Here is a 15,130-nt window from a genome sequence, read left to right on the forward strand (position 1 = left end):
GCATGGGGACCGTACTTCCCGGCGCCAACACCGCTGCGCCCCGGCATGTCACCCGCGCACGCATACACAACGATCTGGAGCAGATCCGGCGGCTGCGCAACCGCATCACCCATCATGAACCCATCTTCGCGCGCGCCCTGGGCGAAGATTTCGCCGCCATCCAGCGGCTAGTGGCACTGCGCTGCACACGCACCGCCGATTGGATGGCCGGGCATGAGGCCGTGACCCCGCTGCTGCGCAATCGCCCGCCCTGACCGGCGGCGTAGTTACACCGCCGGCAGCGTCGCCATGTCCCAGCGCGGGGTGACCTGTACCTGCGGCGGGTTGTGCTGGCCGGCCTGCAGGCGCAGGGCGCCGGCGAAGGCGATCATGGCGCCGTTATCGGTGCACAGCGACGGGCGCGGGAAGCAGGCGCGGCCGCCACGGCGGGCGGCCATCTGCTGCAGCTTGGCGCGCAGGCGCTTGTTGGCGCCCACGCCGCCGGCCACCACGATCACATCGGTGCCGGCCGCATCCAGCGCGCGCTCACACTTGATGGCCAGCGTGTCGACCACCGCGTCTTCAAAGCCACGGGCGATGTCGGCGCGGGTCTGTTCGCTCTGGTCGCTGTCACGCCAGGCCAGCAGCACCTGGGTCTTCAGGCCGGAGAAGCTGAAATCCAGCCCAGGGCGATCGATCATCGGGCGGGTGAACTTGAACCGGCCCGGGGTGCCGCGCTCGGCCAGCGCGGCCAGCTGCGGTCCGCCCGGGTACGGCAGACCCATCAGCTTGGCGGTCTTGTCGAAGGCCTCGCCGGCGGCGTCGTCCAGGGTCTCGCCAAGCAGGCGGTACTGGCCGATCCGGTCCACGGCGACCAGCTGGGTATGCCCACCGGACACCAGCAGGGCCACGAACGGCGCCTGCGGCGGGTCGTCTTCCATCAGCGGGGCCAGCAGATGCCCTTCCATATGGTGTACGCCGACCGCCGGCACCTCCAGCGCCCAGGCCAGCGACCGGGCCACGCCCGCCCCGACCAGCAGCGCCCCGACCAGCCCGGGGCCGGCCGTATAGGCCACCCCGTCGATATCGGACACGCCCATCCCGGCGTCGGCCAGGGTCTGGCGGATCAGCGGCAGCAGCTTGCGCACGTGGTCGCGGCTGGCCAATTCAGGCACCACCCCGCCGTACTCGGCATGCAGGGCGATCTGGCTATAGACCGCATGGGCGCGCAGTGCGTCCGGGCCGGCCAGGTCGGTGTCATACACCGCCACGCCGGTCTCATCACAGGAAGATTCGATACCAAGGACTCGCATAACGCGTATTATGGACCGCTTGAGGCCCCGGCAGCGTTACCGCCAGCCCACCCGACACCACCTGTGGCCAAGAAGTTCGCCGGGGTGGGTTGCAACTTCTTTTGCCGCCGCTATAATGTGCGGCTCTCACCGGGTGTGACCCGGTTCTACTGTGTCCCGGAGATTCCATGCCCAGCGTTAAAGTCCGCGAGAACGAGCCCTTCGAGTTTGCGCTCCGTCGCTTCAAGCGCACCTGCGAAAAGGCCGGCGTGCTGGCCGAAACCCGCAAGCGCGAGTTCTACGAAAAGCCGACCCAGGAGCGCAAGCGTAAAGCTGCTGCTGCTGTGAAGCGTCAGCTGCGTCGCTCCTCGCGCGACGTCACCAAGCGTCAGCGCCTGTACTGATCTACGCAACTTCGATGCGGCAGGCCCTGTGTCTGTCGCGGCGGAGCCGAAGCCGGAACGCGCGAGCGTTACCGGCTTTTTGCGTTCCAGCCTGTCGGGGTCCCTCCCCGCTCTTTTGACCGATACGAGGTGTTCCATGAGCCTGAAACTGCAGCTCACCAACGACATGAAGGCCGCCATGAAGGCCGGCGAGAAGCACCGTCTTGGCGTCATCCGCCTGATCAACGCCGCCATCAAGCAGCGTGAAGTGGACGAGCGCATCGAGCTGGACGACGCCGCCGTGCTGGCCGTGCTGGAAAAGATGGTCAAGCAGCGCAAGGACTCGGTCAGCCAGTTCGAAGCGGCCAACCGCGAAGACCTCGCCGTGATCGAGCGCGAGGAAATCCTGGTGATCGACCAGTACCTGCCGGCCAAGCTGGGCGAAGCGGAGATCGTGGCCGCCATCCAGGCCGCCATCGCCGAAACCGGTGCCGCCAGCCCGGCCGACATCGGCAAGCTGATGGGCGCGCTGAAGCCCAAGCTCGCCGGCCAGGCCGACATGGGTCTGGTGTCCAAGCTGGTCAAGCAGCAGCTCGCGGGTTGATTGGCCGAGGTGGCGACCCACGGTCGCTGCCTCCCGCAACGCCCCGGTCGGTGCGCGCACAACCGCGCCCACCGACCGCACGTTTCACCCCGCCTTCGACCCTGCCCTGCTAAAAAAAGGCATGTCTTCGCTGCCGCCTCCCCCTGCATCCGAGCCCGCGCCCCACCACCATGGTGTGCCGCCGCGCCTGCACAAGTACGTCGACCGGCTGCAGCGCAGCTTTCCGATGGCTGTGGGCAAACGTTTCGTCGATATCGACGTGCTGACCCAGGCCGCCTCGGTCTCGTTCTATGCCCTGCTCTCGATGGCCCCGCTGCTGGTCCTGCTGCTGTGGCTCACCGCCTCGTTGTACCCGCCGGCACAGCAGGCGCTGATTGCGCAGATCAACGATGTGGCCGGCAGCAGCGCGGCCACCGTGGCCGATACCGTACTCAAGAACGCCGACAATCAGCCCGACGTGGGCTCGCTGGCCGGGGTGTGGAGCACGCTGCTGCTGTTCATCGGTGCCACGGCGGTGTTCGCGCAGCTGCAGAACGCGCTGAACCTGATCTTCAACACCAGCGGCGAGCGTCTGGAGGGCATCGTGGCGTGGCTGCGCAAGCGGGTGTTCTCCTTCGGCGTGGTGCTGGCGCTGGGCTTCCTGCTGATCCTGTCGATGACCGCCACCACCATGCTGCAGGTGGCCTTCGCGCAGCTGCCCTCGGTGCTGCCGGCGATCGGTTACCTGACCAGCCTGGCGCTGTACACGGTGGGCTTCGCCTTCCTCTACCACTACCTGCCCGACCGCCGCGTGGCCTGGCGCCAGGCCTTCATCGGCGGGGCGATCACCTCCGGGCTGTTCGCGTTGGGCCGGTATGCGATCGGCCTGTACATCGCCACCGTCGCCCCGGGCAGTGCGTACGGTTCGATGGGTGCGCTGGTGATCTCGCTGGTGTGGATCTATTACGCCACCGTGGTGTTCTTTGTCGGCGCGCTGATGACCGCGGTGATCGACGAGCGCCTACGCGCCCGTTTTCACCTCGCCCAGGCCGGTATCGCCGCACCGGACCCGGGCGCAGCGACCGGCAGCTAGTAGACTAGTCCGACCCCCGCTTCCGTGCATGGCCGCCATCGGCCCTGCTCTTGCCTGCTGCCCATGGCCCGTATCCCCGACGCATTCATCGACGACCTGCTGGCCCGCTCCGACATTGTCGAGGTGGTGGGCAGCCGCGTTCCGCTGAAACGCCAGGGCAAGGAATATGCAGCACGTTGTCCGTTCCATGACGAGCGCTCGGCATCGTTCACGGTCTCCCCGACCAAGCAGTTCTATCACTGCTTCGGCTGCGGCGCGCACGGTACGGCGATCAGTTTCCTGATGAATTACGACCGCCTCGAATTCCTCGATGCGGTCGACGAGCTGGCCAAGCGCGTGGGCATGGACGTGCCGCGCGATACGCAGCCGCGTACCGCCCAGCAGCAGGACGACAGCCGCGAGCTGTATTCGGCGCTGGATGCGGCCACGCGCTTCTTCCAGAAGTCGCTGGAGGAAAGCGACAAGGCGCGCGCCTACCTGGACCAGCGCGGCGTGGACGAGGAGAACCGCGCGCGGTTTGCGATCGGCTACGCGCCCGATGGCTACAGCGCGTTGAAGGACGCGCTGGGCAAGGACGAGCGGCGCATGAAGCTGCTCGACCGTGCCGGGTTGTTCTCCAAGAACGACCGCGGGCATGTCTACGACAAGTTCCGCGACCGGGTGATGTTCCCGATCTTCGACCGCCGTGGCCGGGTGATCGCCTATGGCGGCCGGGTGATGGAGAAGGACGACGGCCCCAAATACCTCAACTCGCCAGAGACCGCACTGTTCCACAAGGGCCGCGAGCTGTACGGCCTGTGGCAGGTGCGCCAGGCCAACCAGAAGATCGAGCGGTTGATCGTGGTCGAGGGCTACATGGACGTGGTCTCGCTGTTCCAGTACGGGGTGACCCAGGCGGTGGCCACGCTGGGCACGGCGACCACCCCGGAGCATGCCGAACTGCTGTTCCGCAACGCGCCGGACGTGTTCTTCTGCTTCGACGGCGACGCCGCCGGCCGCCGCGCCGGCTGGCGCGCACTGGAGTCGGTGCTGCCGCGCATGAAGGATGGTCGCCAGGCCTTCTTCCTGTTCCTGCCCGATGGCGAAGACCCGGACACGATCGTGCGCAAGGAAGGCAGCGAGGCCTTCGACGTGCGCCTGAAGCAGGCCACGCCGCTGTCGCAGTTCTTCTTCGACGAGCTCACCCGCGAGGTCAACATGGCCACGCTGGATGGCAAGGCACGGCTGGCCGAACGGGCCAAGCCGATGCTGGCGCAGATTCCCGACGGTGCCTTTGGCGACCTGATGAAGCAGCAGTTGGCCACGTTGACCGGACTGGGTGCCCGGCCGGGCGCGGCCACGCCGTCCGGGCGTCCGCCCTCGCGCCCGATTGCCCCGACGCAGCGGCGCAGCCTGGTCCGGGCCGCCATCGCGATCCTGCTGCAGCAGCCATCGCTGGCGATGACCCTGGAAGGCCACCACTTCGACGGCCTGCGCCTGCCTGGCATCGAGCTGCTGACCGAACTGTTGACCCTGGTCGAACAGCGCCCGGACATCACCACCGGCGCGCTGCTGGAGCATTTCGAGGGCCGCGAAGAACAGGCGTCCCTGCAGAAACTGGCCGCCCATACCCAGCCGGGCGATGAGGCGATGTGGACCGAGGAACTGCACGATGCGGTGGCCCAGCTGGAAAAACAGCTGATGCGGCAACGCATGGATGAGCTTCAGGCAAAGCAGAGCCAGCAGGGCCTGGACGATACTGACAAGTACGAGCTGCGCGAACTGCTCAAGGCGCGCAGTACCATCCGCTTCTAGACGACGGAGCAGCCGTGGCGTCCCCCACCGTGAATCCCGCTGCATCGTTGTTGCGTTACTGCCGCCCTTGCGTTGTCGCCTGCCTGCTGGCGCTGGCCCTACCCGCCTGGGCCGGGGAGCTGCCCTTCGCGCAGCCACAGCCGCAGCTGTACACCGCCGGCCAGCCCAGCGCCGTCCAGTTGCAGCAGGCAGCCAAGGCCGGGGTCACCACCGTGATCGACCTGCGCCAGCCCGATGAAGATCGCGGCTTCGATGAAACCGCGGCCGCCGAACGCCTCGGCCTGCGCTATGTGCGCATCCCGGTGGCCGGTGCTGCCGGCCTGACCCAGGCGAACGCCCGCGCGCTGCGCACCACGCTCGCCCAGAGCACCGGCCCGGTGCTGCTGCACTGCGCCTCCGGCAACCGTGCCGGCGCGCTGCTGGCGCTGCTGCAGGCGCAGGACGGGGCAACCGTCGAGCAGGCGCTGGAACTGGGCCGCCGCGCCGGCATGACCTCGCTGGAAGCACCCACCCGCGTACTGCTGGAAAAGGACGCGGCGCGATGAACCCACGTGTCCTGTCCCACCTTCTTCCCTGCTCTACAGGAGCCTGCCCACCATGACCCGCTGGTGGTCGCGCCTGCGACCGGACACCTTCACCCTCGCCCTGCTCGGCACCGTGCTGCTGGCCTCCTTCCTGCCGATGCACGGCGCGGCGGCCATGGTGCTCGACGATGTCACCGACGTTGCCATCGCCCTGCTGTTCTTCCTGCACGGCGCGCGCCTGCCACGCGAATCGATCATGGCCGGTGTGCTGCACTGGCGCCTGCACCTGACCATCCTGGCGTGCACCTTCGTGCTGTTCCCGCTGCTGGGGCTGCTGTTCAAGCCGCTGGACGGCTGGCTGCTTACCCCGGAGCTGTACATCGGCGTGCTGTTCCTGTGTGCGTTGCCGTCCACCGTGCAGTCCTCGATCGCCTTCACCTCGATAGCGCGCGGCAACGTGCCCGCCGCGGTGTGCAGCGCCTCGCTGTCGAGCATCCTCGGCGTGTTCCTCACCCCCTTGCTGCTGGCGCTGCTGGCCGGCACCGAAGGCGGCATGCACAACCCGGTGCAGGCCATCGCCAGCATCATGCTGCAGCTGTTGGTGCCGTTCGTGGCCGGCCATCTGCTGCGCCCGTGGATCGCCGGCTGGGTGGAGAAGCAGCGCGCGCTGCTGCGTTACACCGACCAGGGCACGATCCTGCTGGTGGTCTATTCCGCCTTCGGTGAAGCCGTCAGCGAAGGCCTGTGGAGCAAGACGCCGCTGCTGTCGCTGCTGACCGTGGCGGTCGTGGCCGCCGCGCTGCTCGGCATCGCGATGCCGCTGATCCGCTTCATCGCCCGCCGGTTGGGCTTCAACCGCGAAGACGAGATCACCATCCTGTTCTGCGGGTCCAAGAAGAGTCTGGCCACCGGTGTGCCCATCGCCAAGGTGTTGTTCGCCGGCGGCAGCCTGGGCGCGATCGTGTTGCCGATCATGATCTACCACCAGATCCAGCTGATCGTCTGCGCGATGATCGCCCAGCGCTATGCGCGCGATCCCATTGAGCCGGCGCCAACCGTCCGCCCGGAGTGAATCGCGCCACGTTCGCGGACATGCCTTCGTCAGGGTCGTTTTCCAAACGACTGCCGATACCGTAGCTCGGCGCGATGTCAGCGTGATCTCAGCGGTCGGCCAGGGTGGCAACGCTCAAGGCGGGCATCCATATCCACAGGTCGTACTGGCGATCCGCTTCTGTATATTCTGTCGCCGCGCGCGGCGGACGCTCGATCAGCGGCACTGCGCGGCACGGCCGAAAACACGCCCAGAAATGGCCGCGCAGCGCTTCCAGACGCACGCTGTACAGCGGCAGGTCCAGCAGGTACGCGGCCATCGTCTTCTGCATGTCTGGGGCCGCATCGACCGACCGGGTGCGCATGGCATGCACGTTGCCCGTCAGCACCAGCATCCGTGCATCGGCAGGCAGCGCACTGAACTGCTGGCGCAGGTGCGTGGCCATGGCCGCATCGCGCTGGTCACTGCTGGTGGAGGTGCCGGTTTCGTTGTCATAGCCGGCCACGCCCACATCGCGGCCCTGGGCCCGCAACACACGGACCGCCTCGATCAGCGCGAGCATGTCGCGGCTGCGCCGGCCGTCATGCTGATCGTCCTTCACCACCCAGAACGGCGATGTGCGCAGCGTCGCGCGCGCGTCTTCATCGCCGTCCGAGCGCAGGTAGCGGGCCAGTGCGACGTTCTCGCTCATCGGCAGTTCCAGCGCCAGCCGCACGGCCGATGTGTTGCGGCTGTAGCGCTCCATCAGGTCGGCCACCAGCAGCGGCGTTTCGGCGGTGCCATGGTATTCGCCGAGCACGACCAGGCGGTGGTCGCCGGCGTGCCGCATGATCTGCGTGACTGTCTCATCGGGTGCAGGCGCGGCAATCGCCGCGCTGCACAGCAGTGTCAGGGCCAGTACTGCGCTTCGCATCCATCGTTTCATGCCGTCACGTCCTGTTCGGTCATGACAGCAATGGCGACGTTCGCGGGAAATTCAATGTGTCGCGGCGCACGGATTGAGGTGTCACGGCCAATGGTCGTGACCTACGGCGGGTGAAGGCGTGGCAGCCATCACCGCCCCGGCAGGTACCGACCGTTGGTCGGTACGGCGCCCGCGCTATCTGCTCCCTTACAACCAGGGCAGCATCCAGTGGTCCACCATCAGGAACGCGAACAGCGCCATCAGGTAGACGATGGAGTAGCCGAACATCTTCATCGAGAACAGCTCGTCCGGCGGGTTGAGCATGCGCCAGGCGTACCAGAGGAAGACCGCGTTGAGCACGATCGCACCGCCCAGGTAGAACATGCCGCTCATCCCCACCACGACCGGAAGGATGCTGACGACGGCCAGCGCGATCGAATACACCATGATCGACTTGCGCGTGTAGACCACGCCATGGGTCACCGGCAGCATCGGGATCTCCGCCTTGGCGTAGTCCTCGCGACGGAATATCGCCAGCGCCCAGAAATGCGGCGGGGTCCAGATGAAGATGATCAATACCAGCAGCGACGCATACGCCCAGTCCCACGGGCCCTGCATGCCGGTGATCGCCGCCCAGCCGAGCATCGGCGGCGTGGCGCCGGCGAGGCCACCGATGACGATGTTCTGCGAGGTCGCGCGCTTGAGGTACACGGTGTAGATCACCGCGTAGCCGATCAGCGAGGCGAAGGTGAGCACCGCAGTGATGACGTTGACCCAGACCACCAGGATCGTCATCGACAGCGCGATCAGCAGGCCGGCGAACACCAGCACCTGCCACGGCTTGACCTTGCCCACCACCAGCGGGCGCCACGAGGTGCGCGCCATCTGCGCATCGATGCGCGCATCCAGCAGCTGATTGATCGCCGCCGCGGCCGAGGCGGCCAGCCAGATGCCGAGGAAGCCCAGCGCGCCGTCCAGCGCCTGCTGCGCGGTCGGCAACCCGGGGATGGCCAGGAACATGCCCACCAGCGCGGTGAACACGATCAGGGCGACGACCTTGGGCTTGGTCAGGTCCCAGTACTGACGGTAACTGGCCATGCCGTCAGCCTGCCTGCACGGCAGACGCCGCGGCGCCGGTCTTGCCGTCCGCATCCGGCGCGCGCAGGCGCGCCAGCAACGTCACCAGCACGAACAGCAGTGCCACGGCGCCACCGCTGTGCGCGACCGCTACTTCCAGCGGCACCGCCAGCTTGACGTTGAGGATGCCCAGGGTGATCTGCAGCACAACCAGCAACCCCAGCGCGCTGGCCCAGCCGCGCATGCTGGGCAGCTTGAACAGGCGCACCGACAGCCACAGCAGATACACCGCCACCACGATCGCCATCATCCGGTGCGCCAGCTGGATCGCGATCCGCGAGGCGCCATCAAGCACGCCCCCTTCGTAGTCCACGCCGATGCCACGCCACAGCGTGAAGCCTTCCTTGAAATCATGCTGCGGCCACCACTGGCTGACGCAGCGCGGGAAGTTGTCCAGCGAAGCGCTGCCACCGCCGCACGCCAGCGCGGCGTAGTTGGCACTGACCCAACCGCCCAAGGCAATCTGCAGCACCAGCACGGCCACGCCGAGGCGGAGCAGCGACGTCAGTTTTGGTGCTTCCACCAGCGTGATCGGCATGTGCGTCGCGCGCCAGGCCATCCACACCAGCAGACTGAACATCAACATGCCGCCGAGCAGATGGCCCATCACCACAATCGGCTTGAGCAGCCAGGTCACCGTCCACATGCCCAGCAACGCCTGGAAGATCACCACCGCCAAGGTCAGCAAGGCGGCACGGGCCAGGTCGATGTTGTTCCAGCGCAGCGCGGCGATCAGCAGGATGGCCTCGCCAAGGATCGCCAGGATGCTGGCCGGCACGTGCATGCCCATCATGTAGAGCGGTATGCCGGTAGCCACCAGCACGCACGCGGTCACCACCGCGGTGCTGCCCCAGCGACGACGACGCGTGGCCAACAGCGCCAGGGTGAGGATCTCGATGCCGAGCGCGCCGGCCAGGAAGCGGTGGACCTGCTCGCGCCACGCCTTGTGGGTTTCCAGCGGACGGATCTTGGCCGCTTCATGGCCCACCACGTCGGCGGCATGCTGCGGCCAGGTGACCCGGCCATAGCAGGTCGGCCAGTCCGGGCAGCTCAGGCCCGCATCGGACAGGCGCACGAACGAACCGAACATGATCGTGCTGGCGGTCATGATCAGCGCAAACCACGCCAGACGGTGGAAATTGCGGTGCAGCACCGGGCGTGCGGGAAGGCTCATCTAAACGGAACTCACTTCAGTTTCAGCAGCGTGGCCAGGTCTTTGCGCAGACCAGCCATATCGAATCCCGGTGCGTAGCGCATGATCACGAAACCGTTGGGGTCGATCACATACACCGGCGTGCCGGCGGCGTCATCCACGGCGGGAAGGGCAGAACGCAGGGCCGACTGGTCGCGCAGCGCGCGCAATGCGGGCAAGCCCTGGACCTCGGCCGGCGGCGTGCCCAGCCACAGGATCTCGACATTATCGGCGTTATGCCCGAACAGCTGCCACACCTTGCCCAATCCCTGCGACAAAGTGACGCACTCGCTCGTACAGCCTGCAGACGGGACCACCAGGATGCGCCAGGTGCGTGCATCGGGATTCCATGCATACACCGTGCCATCGGCCAGTAGTGGCGGATGCTGGCGAAGGTCCACGGGCGGCTGCAGCAGCTGGCCGCTGTTGCGGTGCGCGGTGGGCTGCCAGCCGGAAAAGCGCAGCACGCCGGCCAGGGCCATCGCGCCGAAGAACAGCGCGAACAAGGCGATCAACGTCCAGCGGCCGCGTGAGCGCGAGGGCAGCCGATCCTGGGAAGTGGCATTCATAGGCGGCATTTTCTCATGTTGGGACGCTCAGCGCCGGGAACCGGCGGCGGGGCGGCGACGTTGGCGGAATTCCAGGACCAGCGCGACCACCAGCACGGTCAACGCCAACCCGAACCATTGCACCGCATAGCCGAGATGGCGGCTGGGCGGCAGCGTGTTGGGCAGCAGCTCCAGATCACGCGCATAGCCACCGGGCAGGGCCGGATCCAGTCGCAGCACACGCTGCGGCAGGCTGTGCGCCGGCAGCGTGAGCGCGGTGGCGAGGGGGTCGGCCGGCATGCGATTGGCCAGCCATACGCCAGGCTGGTCGGTGGCCGACAGCACCGGCCCCAATGCCAGCCCGGTGGCCGGGGCCGGCGCCAGCAGGCCGGCCACGTGCGCTGGCCCGGCCAGCGCTGGCAGATGCGGCAGAAGCCGGTCCGGCGGCATCGGCACCCAGCCCCGATCGACCAGCACGCGCGCACCGTCGTCGCTGCGGAACGGCTGGTAGACCTTGATCCCGGCGCGGCCTTGCCGGGTCTGGTTGTCGAGCAGGATCAGGCCGGGCAGGAACGTTCCCTGGTCCTCGATCCAGCGCAATACCGGCGGGGCGGCCAGTGCCTGGCCCAGTTGCATGCTCTGCGCGCGTGCCGGCACCTGCTGGGCCAGCAGCGCCTCTTTCTGGTGCATGCGCTGCAGTTGCCAGCGGCCGAGCTGGCAGAAGCACACGATCACCACGACCGCCGCCACCCAGCCAATCAGGCGTGTGTGCTTGCGCATCATGACAACGGCGACCAAACGCGGTGATATAGGCGTACCCGCCCTGCCATCGAGCCGCGCATGAATGATTCGTTGAAGACCCTGCTGGTAATCGCGTTTCTGATCGTCATCGTCTGGAATCTGGGCGCCGGGCTGTATTACCTGCTGGTCGATCGCGGCCAGACCAAGCGCACCGTCAATGCGCTCACCCGCCGCATCGCGGTGTCGGTGGCGCTGATCGCGCTGGTGGCCATCGGCATCTACACCGGCTGGATCAAACCCCACGGCATCGGCGGCTGAAACCGCACCCGCGTCGGTGCGGCACGGTGTCGCCCCGACGCTACAGCACGTAGACGAACAGGAACAGCATCAGCCACACCACGTCCACGAAGTGCCAGTACCAAGCAGCCGCCTCGAAACCGAAATGGTTGTCGCGGGTGAAGTGCCCCTTGGCCGAACGCAGCCACATCACGCCGAGCATGATCGTGCCGAGCAGCACGTGCGCGCCGTGGAAGCCGGTGAGCATGAAGAACGTCGAACCGTAGATGCCCGAGCCCAACGTGAGGTTGAGTTCCTTGTAGGCGTGAATGTATTCCTCGGCCTGCAGGGTAAGGAAGAACACGCCCAGTACGACGGTCAGCCCCAGCCAGATCAGCAGCTGGCGGCGATGGCCAGCCTTGAGCGCGTGGTGGGCGATGGTCAGGGTGACGCCGGAGGTGAGCAGGATCAGCGTGTTGATCAGCGGCAGGCCCCAGGCCGGAATGGTCTGGAAGTAGCCACCGATCGCGCCCGGGCCATTGGTCGGCCACGCCGCCGAATAGCCGGTCCACAACAGCTCGTTGGTCATCACCCGGTCGCCCTCACCGCCCAGCCACGGCAGGCCCAGGTTGCGGGTGTAGAACAACGCGCCGAAGAACGCACCGAAGAACATCACTTCGGAAAAAATGAACCAGACCATGCCCATGCGGAACGAGCCGTCGACCTGGCGGTTGTAGCTGCCGGCCTGGGATTCGCGCACCACATCGCTGAACCACCAGAACAGGGTCAGCACCAGCATCGCGATGCCGGTGTAGAAGGTCCACTTGCCCCAACTGGAATCGTTGAGCCAACTGGCCACGCCAACCATGGTCACCATCATCGCAATGGAACCGATGAACGGCCATTTGCTGTGCGTGGGCACGAAATACACGGTGGCATCGGGACTTTGCTGGGCCATGGTCTCAGGATCCGGTGCGTATCAGGGAGCGGCGTGCGCGCCAACCGGCACCGCAGCGGCGGCGGGCAGCTGCGCGGACAGCGCGTCGTTCTTGTAGAAGGTATAGGACAGGGTGATGGTCTTGATGTTGGCCGGCAGGTCCGGGTCGACGATGAAGCGCACCGGCATGTCGCGCTTCTCGCCGGCCTGCAGGGTCTGCGCGGTGAAGCAGAAGCACTCGGTCTTGCTGAAGTAGCCCGACGCCTTGGCCGGTGCCACCGACGGTACCGCGCTGCCGACCAGCGCGCGGTCGCTGTCGTTGCGCGCGAAGTACAGCGCTTCGTTGAGCTCGCCGGGCACCACGTCCATGGTCAGTTGCTCGGGATGGAACGCCCAGGGCAGCTTGGAGTTGACCCCGCCATCGAATTCCACCCGCACGGTGCGCTTGCCGGTGGTGACCGCGCCGCCGGCAGCCGCACCCGGACCACGCTCCAACCGCACGCCGAACACCTTCTCGCAGGCGATCCGGTACAGCGGCACCAGCGAGAAGGTCAGCACGAACACCGCCAACGCCACCCCGATCAGGCGGGGCAGCCCCGCCGTGCGCGAGGGAGTGGCCGGGCGGACCTCGCTCATCGCCCGATCACCCCGCTGAGGATGAAACCGACATACACCGCCACCGCCACCAGCCCGACCTTCCAGGCGGTGCGCTGCGCGCGGCGACGTTGCAGGGCCTGTGCATCCAGGGAGTTCGAAGGGGAGTCCATGTGGGCCTCAGTGGGTCACGTCGTCGTGGGCCAGATCACCCGGGCGGATGGTCGGCGGCGTGGTGAAGGTATGTGCCGGCGCGGGCGAGGGAATCGTCCATTCCAGTCCACGTGCGCCTTCCCAGGCGCGGGCGGCGGCCTTCTCGCCGTTGCGCAGCGAGGCCAGCAGGATCGCGGCCATCATGAAGGGCGTGGCGAACATGCCGAACGCACCGATCGAGCTGATCATGTTCCAGTCGGCAAACGCCACGCTGTAATCGGGGATGCGCCGCGGCATGCCGGCCAGGCCGAGGAAGTGCTGCGGGAAGAACAGCAGGTTGACGAACACGATCGACCACCAGAAATGGAACTTGGCCCACTTCTCGCTGTACATGCGTCCGGTCCACTTGGGCCACCAGTAGTACACCGCCGCGATCAGCGCGAACACCGCGCCGGTCACCAGCACGTAGTGGAAGTGCGCCACCACGAAATAGGTGTCGTGGTACTGGAAGTCGGCCACCACGATGGCCAGCATCAGCCCGGAGAACCCGCCGATGGTGAACAGGATGACGAAGGCCACCGCCCACAGCATCGGCGCTTCGAAGGTGAGCGAGCCGCGCCACATCGTGCTGACCCAGTTGAACACCTTCACGCCGGTGGGGATGGAGATGAGCATCGTGGCGAACATGAAGTAGATCTCACCGCCCAGTGGCATGCCCACGGTGAACATGTGGTGGGCCCAGACGATGAACGACAGGAACGCGATCGCCGCCACTGCATAGACCATCGCCTGATAGCCGAACAGCGGCTTGCGGCTGAAGGTGGGGATGATCTCGCTGACCACGCCGAACGCCGGCAGGATCATGATGTACACCTCCGGGTGGCCGAAGAACCAGAAGATGTGCTGGAACATCACCGGGTCGCCCCCGCCGGCCGCGTTGAAGAAGCTGGTGCCGAAGAACTTGTCGGTGAGCAGCATGGTGACCGCACCGGCCAGCACCGGCATCACCGCGATCAGCAGGAACGCGGTGATCAGCCAGGCCCAGCAGAAGATCGGCATCTTCAACAGGTCGATGCCGGGCGCGCGCATGTTGAGCACGGTGGCGATGATGTTGATCGCGCCCATGATCGAACTGATGCCGGCCACATGGATGGCGAACACGCTGAAGGCCACGTTGTAGCCGCCCTGCAGCGACAGCGGCGGGTACAGGGTCCAGCCACCGGCAGGCGCGCCACCGGGCAGGAACAAGGTGACCAGCAGCAGGCTGAAGGCCACCGGCAGCAGCCAGAACGACCAGTTGTTCATGCGCGGCAGGGCCATGTCCGGCGCGCCGATCTGCAGCGGGATCATCCAGTTGGCCAGGCCGACGAAGGCCGGCATCACCCCGCCGAAGATCATCACCAGTGCATGCACGGTGGTCATCTGGTTGAAGAACTCGGGCTTGACGAACTGCAGGCCCGGTTGCATCAGCTCGGCGCGGATCACCACGCTCATGGCCGCGCCGATGATGAACATGATGAAGCTGAAAAGCAGGTAGAGCGTGCCGATGTCCTTGTGGTTGGTCGAGAACAACCAACGCTCCACAAAGCTCTGCTGATGCCCGTGGTGCCCGTCGTGGTCAACTGCGGAATGCGCCATCGCAACTACACCTCACTGGATCCGGTGGTACCCGCGCCTGCCGGTTGGCAGGCGCGGCTCGATTTCAGGCGTTGCTGTCTGCCGGGGCTGCAGCGGCAGGTTCCGGCGCAGCCGCCGGAGCCGCCTCGACCGGGGCCGGTGCCGGTGCGGCCGGAGCAGCTTCCGGCGCCGGGGCCGGTGCAGGCTTGCGCGAGGCCAGCCACTTCTTGAAGTCTTCCTTGGACACCGCCTCGACCACGATCGGCATGAAGCCATGGTCCTTGCCGCACAGCTCGGCACACTGCCCACGGTAGACGCCGGGTTTTTCGATG

Annotated in this window: 17 protein-coding genes and 2 pseudogenes; 8 read left to right on the forward strand and 11 right to left on the reverse strand. The window is 66.7% G+C overall.

Annotated elements, in window-relative coordinates:
• A pseudogene (locus tag AC1DQP_RS07510) lies at positions 1-254 on the forward strand (hypothetical protein); the annotation flags it as partial.
• Between the two features lie 12 nt (positions 255-266).
• Here AC1DQP_RS07510 and tsaD read toward each other — a convergent pair.
• Positions 267-1,292 carry a tRNA (adenosine(37)-N6)-threonylcarbamoyltransferase complex transferase subunit TsaD gene (gene tsaD, locus AC1DQP_RS07515; RefSeq protein ID WP_256775048.1) on the reverse strand — a complete coding sequence of 342 codons (1,026 nt, stop codon included), beginning with the start codon at positions 1,290-1,292 and terminating at the stop codon, positions 267-269.
• 167 nt (positions 1,293-1,459) lie between these two features.
• Between tsaD and rpsU the strand changes: the two genes are divergently transcribed.
• From rpsU to AC1DQP_RS07545, 6 genes are all read left to right on the forward strand, one after another.
• Positions 1,460-1,675 carry a 30S ribosomal protein S21 gene (gene rpsU, locus AC1DQP_RS07520; protein WP_002808376.1) on the forward strand — a complete coding sequence of 72 codons (216 nt, stop codon included), beginning with the start codon at positions 1,460-1,462 and terminating at the stop codon, positions 1,673-1,675.
• 136 nt (positions 1,676-1,811) lie between these two features.
• The gene (locus tag AC1DQP_RS07525) at positions 1,812-2,258 is read left to right on the forward strand and encodes a GatB/YqeY domain-containing protein (protein WP_256775047.1); all 447 of its coding nucleotides are present in this window, start codon (positions 1,812-1,814) and stop codon (positions 2,256-2,258) included.
• A gap of 226 nt (positions 2,259-2,484) precedes the next feature.
• Positions 2,485-3,330 (forward strand): YihY/virulence factor BrkB family protein, encoded by an 846-nt coding sequence (locus tag AC1DQP_RS07530; protein WP_457318044.1) that lies wholly within the window; start codon positions 2,485-2,487, stop codon positions 3,328-3,330.
• Positions 3,331-3,393: 63 nt separating this feature from the next.
• A complete protein-coding gene (dnaG, locus tag AC1DQP_RS07535) occupies positions 3,394-5,124 on the forward strand; it encodes a DNA primase (protein ID WP_457318043.1) in 1,731 nt (576 codons plus the stop codon).
• Between the two features lie 50 nt (positions 5,125-5,174).
• The gene (locus AC1DQP_RS07540; RefSeq protein ID WP_457318054.1) at positions 5,175-5,669 is read left to right on the forward strand and encodes a protein tyrosine phosphatase family protein; all 495 of its coding nucleotides are present in this window, start codon (positions 5,175-5,177) and stop codon (positions 5,667-5,669) included.
• 52 nt (positions 5,670-5,721) lie between these two features.
• Positions 5,722-6,720 carry a bile acid:sodium symporter family protein gene (locus AC1DQP_RS07545; RefSeq protein ID WP_256775045.1) on the forward strand — a complete coding sequence of 333 codons (999 nt, stop codon included), beginning with the start codon at positions 5,722-5,724 and terminating at the stop codon, positions 6,718-6,720.
• A gap of 88 nt (positions 6,721-6,808) precedes the next feature.
• Here AC1DQP_RS07545 and AC1DQP_RS07550 read toward each other — a convergent pair whose 3' ends face one another.
• The 5 genes from AC1DQP_RS07550 to AC1DQP_RS07570 form a co-directional block, all read right to left on the reverse strand.
• On the reverse strand, positions 6,809-7,624 hold the full coding sequence (locus AC1DQP_RS07550; protein ID WP_478051355.1) for a calcium-binding protein: 816 nt from the start codon (positions 7,622-7,624) through the stop codon (positions 6,809-6,811).
• Between the two features lie 186 nt (positions 7,625-7,810).
• Positions 7,811-8,701, reverse strand: a complete 891-nt coding sequence (cyoE, locus tag AC1DQP_RS07555) for a heme o synthase (protein ID WP_256775043.1) — start codon at positions 8,699-8,701, stop codon at positions 7,811-7,813.
• Between the two features lie 4 nt (positions 8,702-8,705).
• Positions 8,706-9,914: a COX15/CtaA family protein gene (locus AC1DQP_RS07560; RefSeq protein WP_478051356.1), complete on the reverse strand. Its 1,209-nt coding sequence runs from the start codon at positions 9,912-9,914 to the stop codon at positions 8,706-8,708.
• Positions 9,915-9,925: 11 nt separating this feature from the next.
• On the reverse strand, positions 9,926-10,510 hold the full coding sequence (locus tag AC1DQP_RS07565; RefSeq protein ID WP_457318040.1) for a hypothetical protein: 585 nt from the start codon (positions 10,508-10,510) through the stop codon (positions 9,926-9,928).
• An 18-nt stretch (positions 10,511-10,528) separates the two neighbouring features.
• Positions 10,529-11,263, reverse strand: a complete 735-nt coding sequence (locus AC1DQP_RS07570) for an SURF1 family protein (RefSeq protein ID WP_478051357.1) — start codon at positions 11,261-11,263, stop codon at positions 10,529-10,531.
• Positions 11,264-11,320: 57 nt separating this feature from the next.
• On the opposite strand from AC1DQP_RS07570, the gene AC1DQP_RS07575 reads away from it, so the two are divergent.
• A complete protein-coding gene (locus AC1DQP_RS07575) occupies positions 11,321-11,539 on the forward strand; it encodes a twin transmembrane helix small protein (RefSeq protein WP_070208839.1) in 219 nt (72 codons plus the stop codon).
• Between the two features lie 40 nt (positions 11,540-11,579).
• Here AC1DQP_RS07575 and AC1DQP_RS07580 read toward each other — a convergent pair whose 3' ends face one another.
• The 5 genes and pseudogenes from AC1DQP_RS07580 to AC1DQP_RS07600 form a co-directional block, all read right to left on the reverse strand.
• The gene (locus AC1DQP_RS07580; RefSeq protein ID WP_478051358.1) at positions 11,580-12,455 is read right to left on the reverse strand and encodes a cytochrome c oxidase subunit 3; all 876 of its coding nucleotides are present in this window, start codon (positions 12,453-12,455) and stop codon (positions 11,580-11,582) included.
• A 21-nt stretch (positions 12,456-12,476) separates the two neighbouring features.
• Positions 12,477-13,070, reverse strand: coding sequence for a cytochrome c oxidase assembly protein (locus AC1DQP_RS07585; protein ID WP_478051359.1), 594 nt, complete (start codon positions 13,068-13,070; stop codon positions 12,477-12,479).
• On the reverse strand, positions 13,067-13,201 hold the full coding sequence (locus AC1DQP_RS07590; protein WP_256775037.1) for a hypothetical protein: 135 nt from the start codon (positions 13,199-13,201) through the stop codon (positions 13,067-13,069). Before AC1DQP_RS07590 ends, AC1DQP_RS07585 begins: the two co-directional genes overlap by 4 nt.
• A gap of 7 nt (positions 13,202-13,208) precedes the next feature.
• Complete coding sequence (gene ctaD, locus AC1DQP_RS07595) at positions 13,209-14,819, reverse strand: cytochrome c oxidase subunit I (protein ID WP_256775036.1); 1,611 nt, start codon at positions 14,817-14,819, stop codon at positions 13,209-13,211.
• Between the two features lie 64 nt (positions 14,820-14,883).
• A pseudogene (locus tag AC1DQP_RS07600) lies at positions 14,884-15,130 on the reverse strand (cytochrome c oxidase subunit II); the annotation flags it as partial.

The organism is Stenotrophomonas sp. P5_A8 (assembly GCF_056400545.1).

Bases quoted from the DNA above. Each gene is read 5' to 3' on its own strand.
- tsaD (WP_256775048.1), bottom strand. From the start codon at position 1,292: ATGCGAGTCCTTGGTATCGAATCTTCCTGTGATGAGACCGGCGTGGCG.
- rpsU (WP_002808376.1), top strand. From the start codon at position 1,460: ATGCCCAGCGTTAAAGTCCGCGAGAACGAGCCCTTCGAGTTTGCGCTC.
- AC1DQP_RS07525 (WP_256775047.1), top strand. From the start codon at position 1,812: ATGAGCCTGAAACTGCAGCTCACCAACGACATGAAGGCCGCCATGAAG.
- AC1DQP_RS07530 (WP_457318044.1), top strand. From the start codon at position 2,485: ATGGCTGTGGGCAAACGTTTCGTCGATATCGACGTGCTGACCCAGGCC.
- dnaG (WP_457318043.1), top strand. From the start codon at position 3,394: ATGGCCCGTATCCCCGACGCATTCATCGACGACCTGCTGGCCCGCTCC.
- AC1DQP_RS07545 (WP_256775045.1), top strand. From the start codon at position 5,722: ATGACCCGCTGGTGGTCGCGCCTGCGACCGGACACCTTCACCCTCGCC.
- AC1DQP_RS07550 (WP_478051355.1), bottom strand. From the start codon at position 7,624: ATGAAACGATGGATGCGAAGCGCAGTACTGGCCCTGACACTGCTGTGC.
- cyoE (WP_256775043.1), bottom strand. From the start codon at position 8,701: ATGGCCAGTTACCGTCAGTACTGGGACCTGACCAAGCCCAAGGTCGTC.
- AC1DQP_RS07560 (WP_478051356.1), bottom strand. From the start codon at position 9,914: ATGAGCCTTCCCGCACGCCCGGTGCTGCACCGCAATTTCCACCGTCTG.
- AC1DQP_RS07565 (WP_457318040.1), bottom strand. From the start codon at position 10,510: ATGCCGCCTATGAATGCCACTTCCCAGGATCGGCTGCCCTCGCGCTCA.
- AC1DQP_RS07570 (WP_478051357.1), bottom strand. From the start codon at position 11,263: ATGATGCGCAAGCACACACGCCTGATTGGCTGGGTGGCGGCGGTCGTG.
- AC1DQP_RS07575 (WP_070208839.1), top strand. From the start codon at position 11,321: ATGAATGATTCGTTGAAGACCCTGCTGGTAATCGCGTTTCTGATCGTC.
- AC1DQP_RS07580 (WP_478051358.1), bottom strand. From the start codon at position 12,455: ATGGCCCAGCAAAGTCCCGATGCCACCGTGTATTTCGTGCCCACGCAC.
- AC1DQP_RS07585 (WP_478051359.1), bottom strand. From the start codon at position 13,070: ATGAGCGAGGTCCGCCCGGCCACTCCCTCGCGCACGGCGGGGCTGCCC.
- AC1DQP_RS07590 (WP_256775037.1), bottom strand. From the start codon at position 13,201: ATGGACTCCCCTTCGAACTCCCTGGATGCACAGGCCCTGCAACGTCGC.
- ctaD (WP_256775036.1), bottom strand. From the start codon at position 14,819: ATGGCGCATTCCGCAGTTGACCACGACGGGCACCACGGGCATCAGCAG.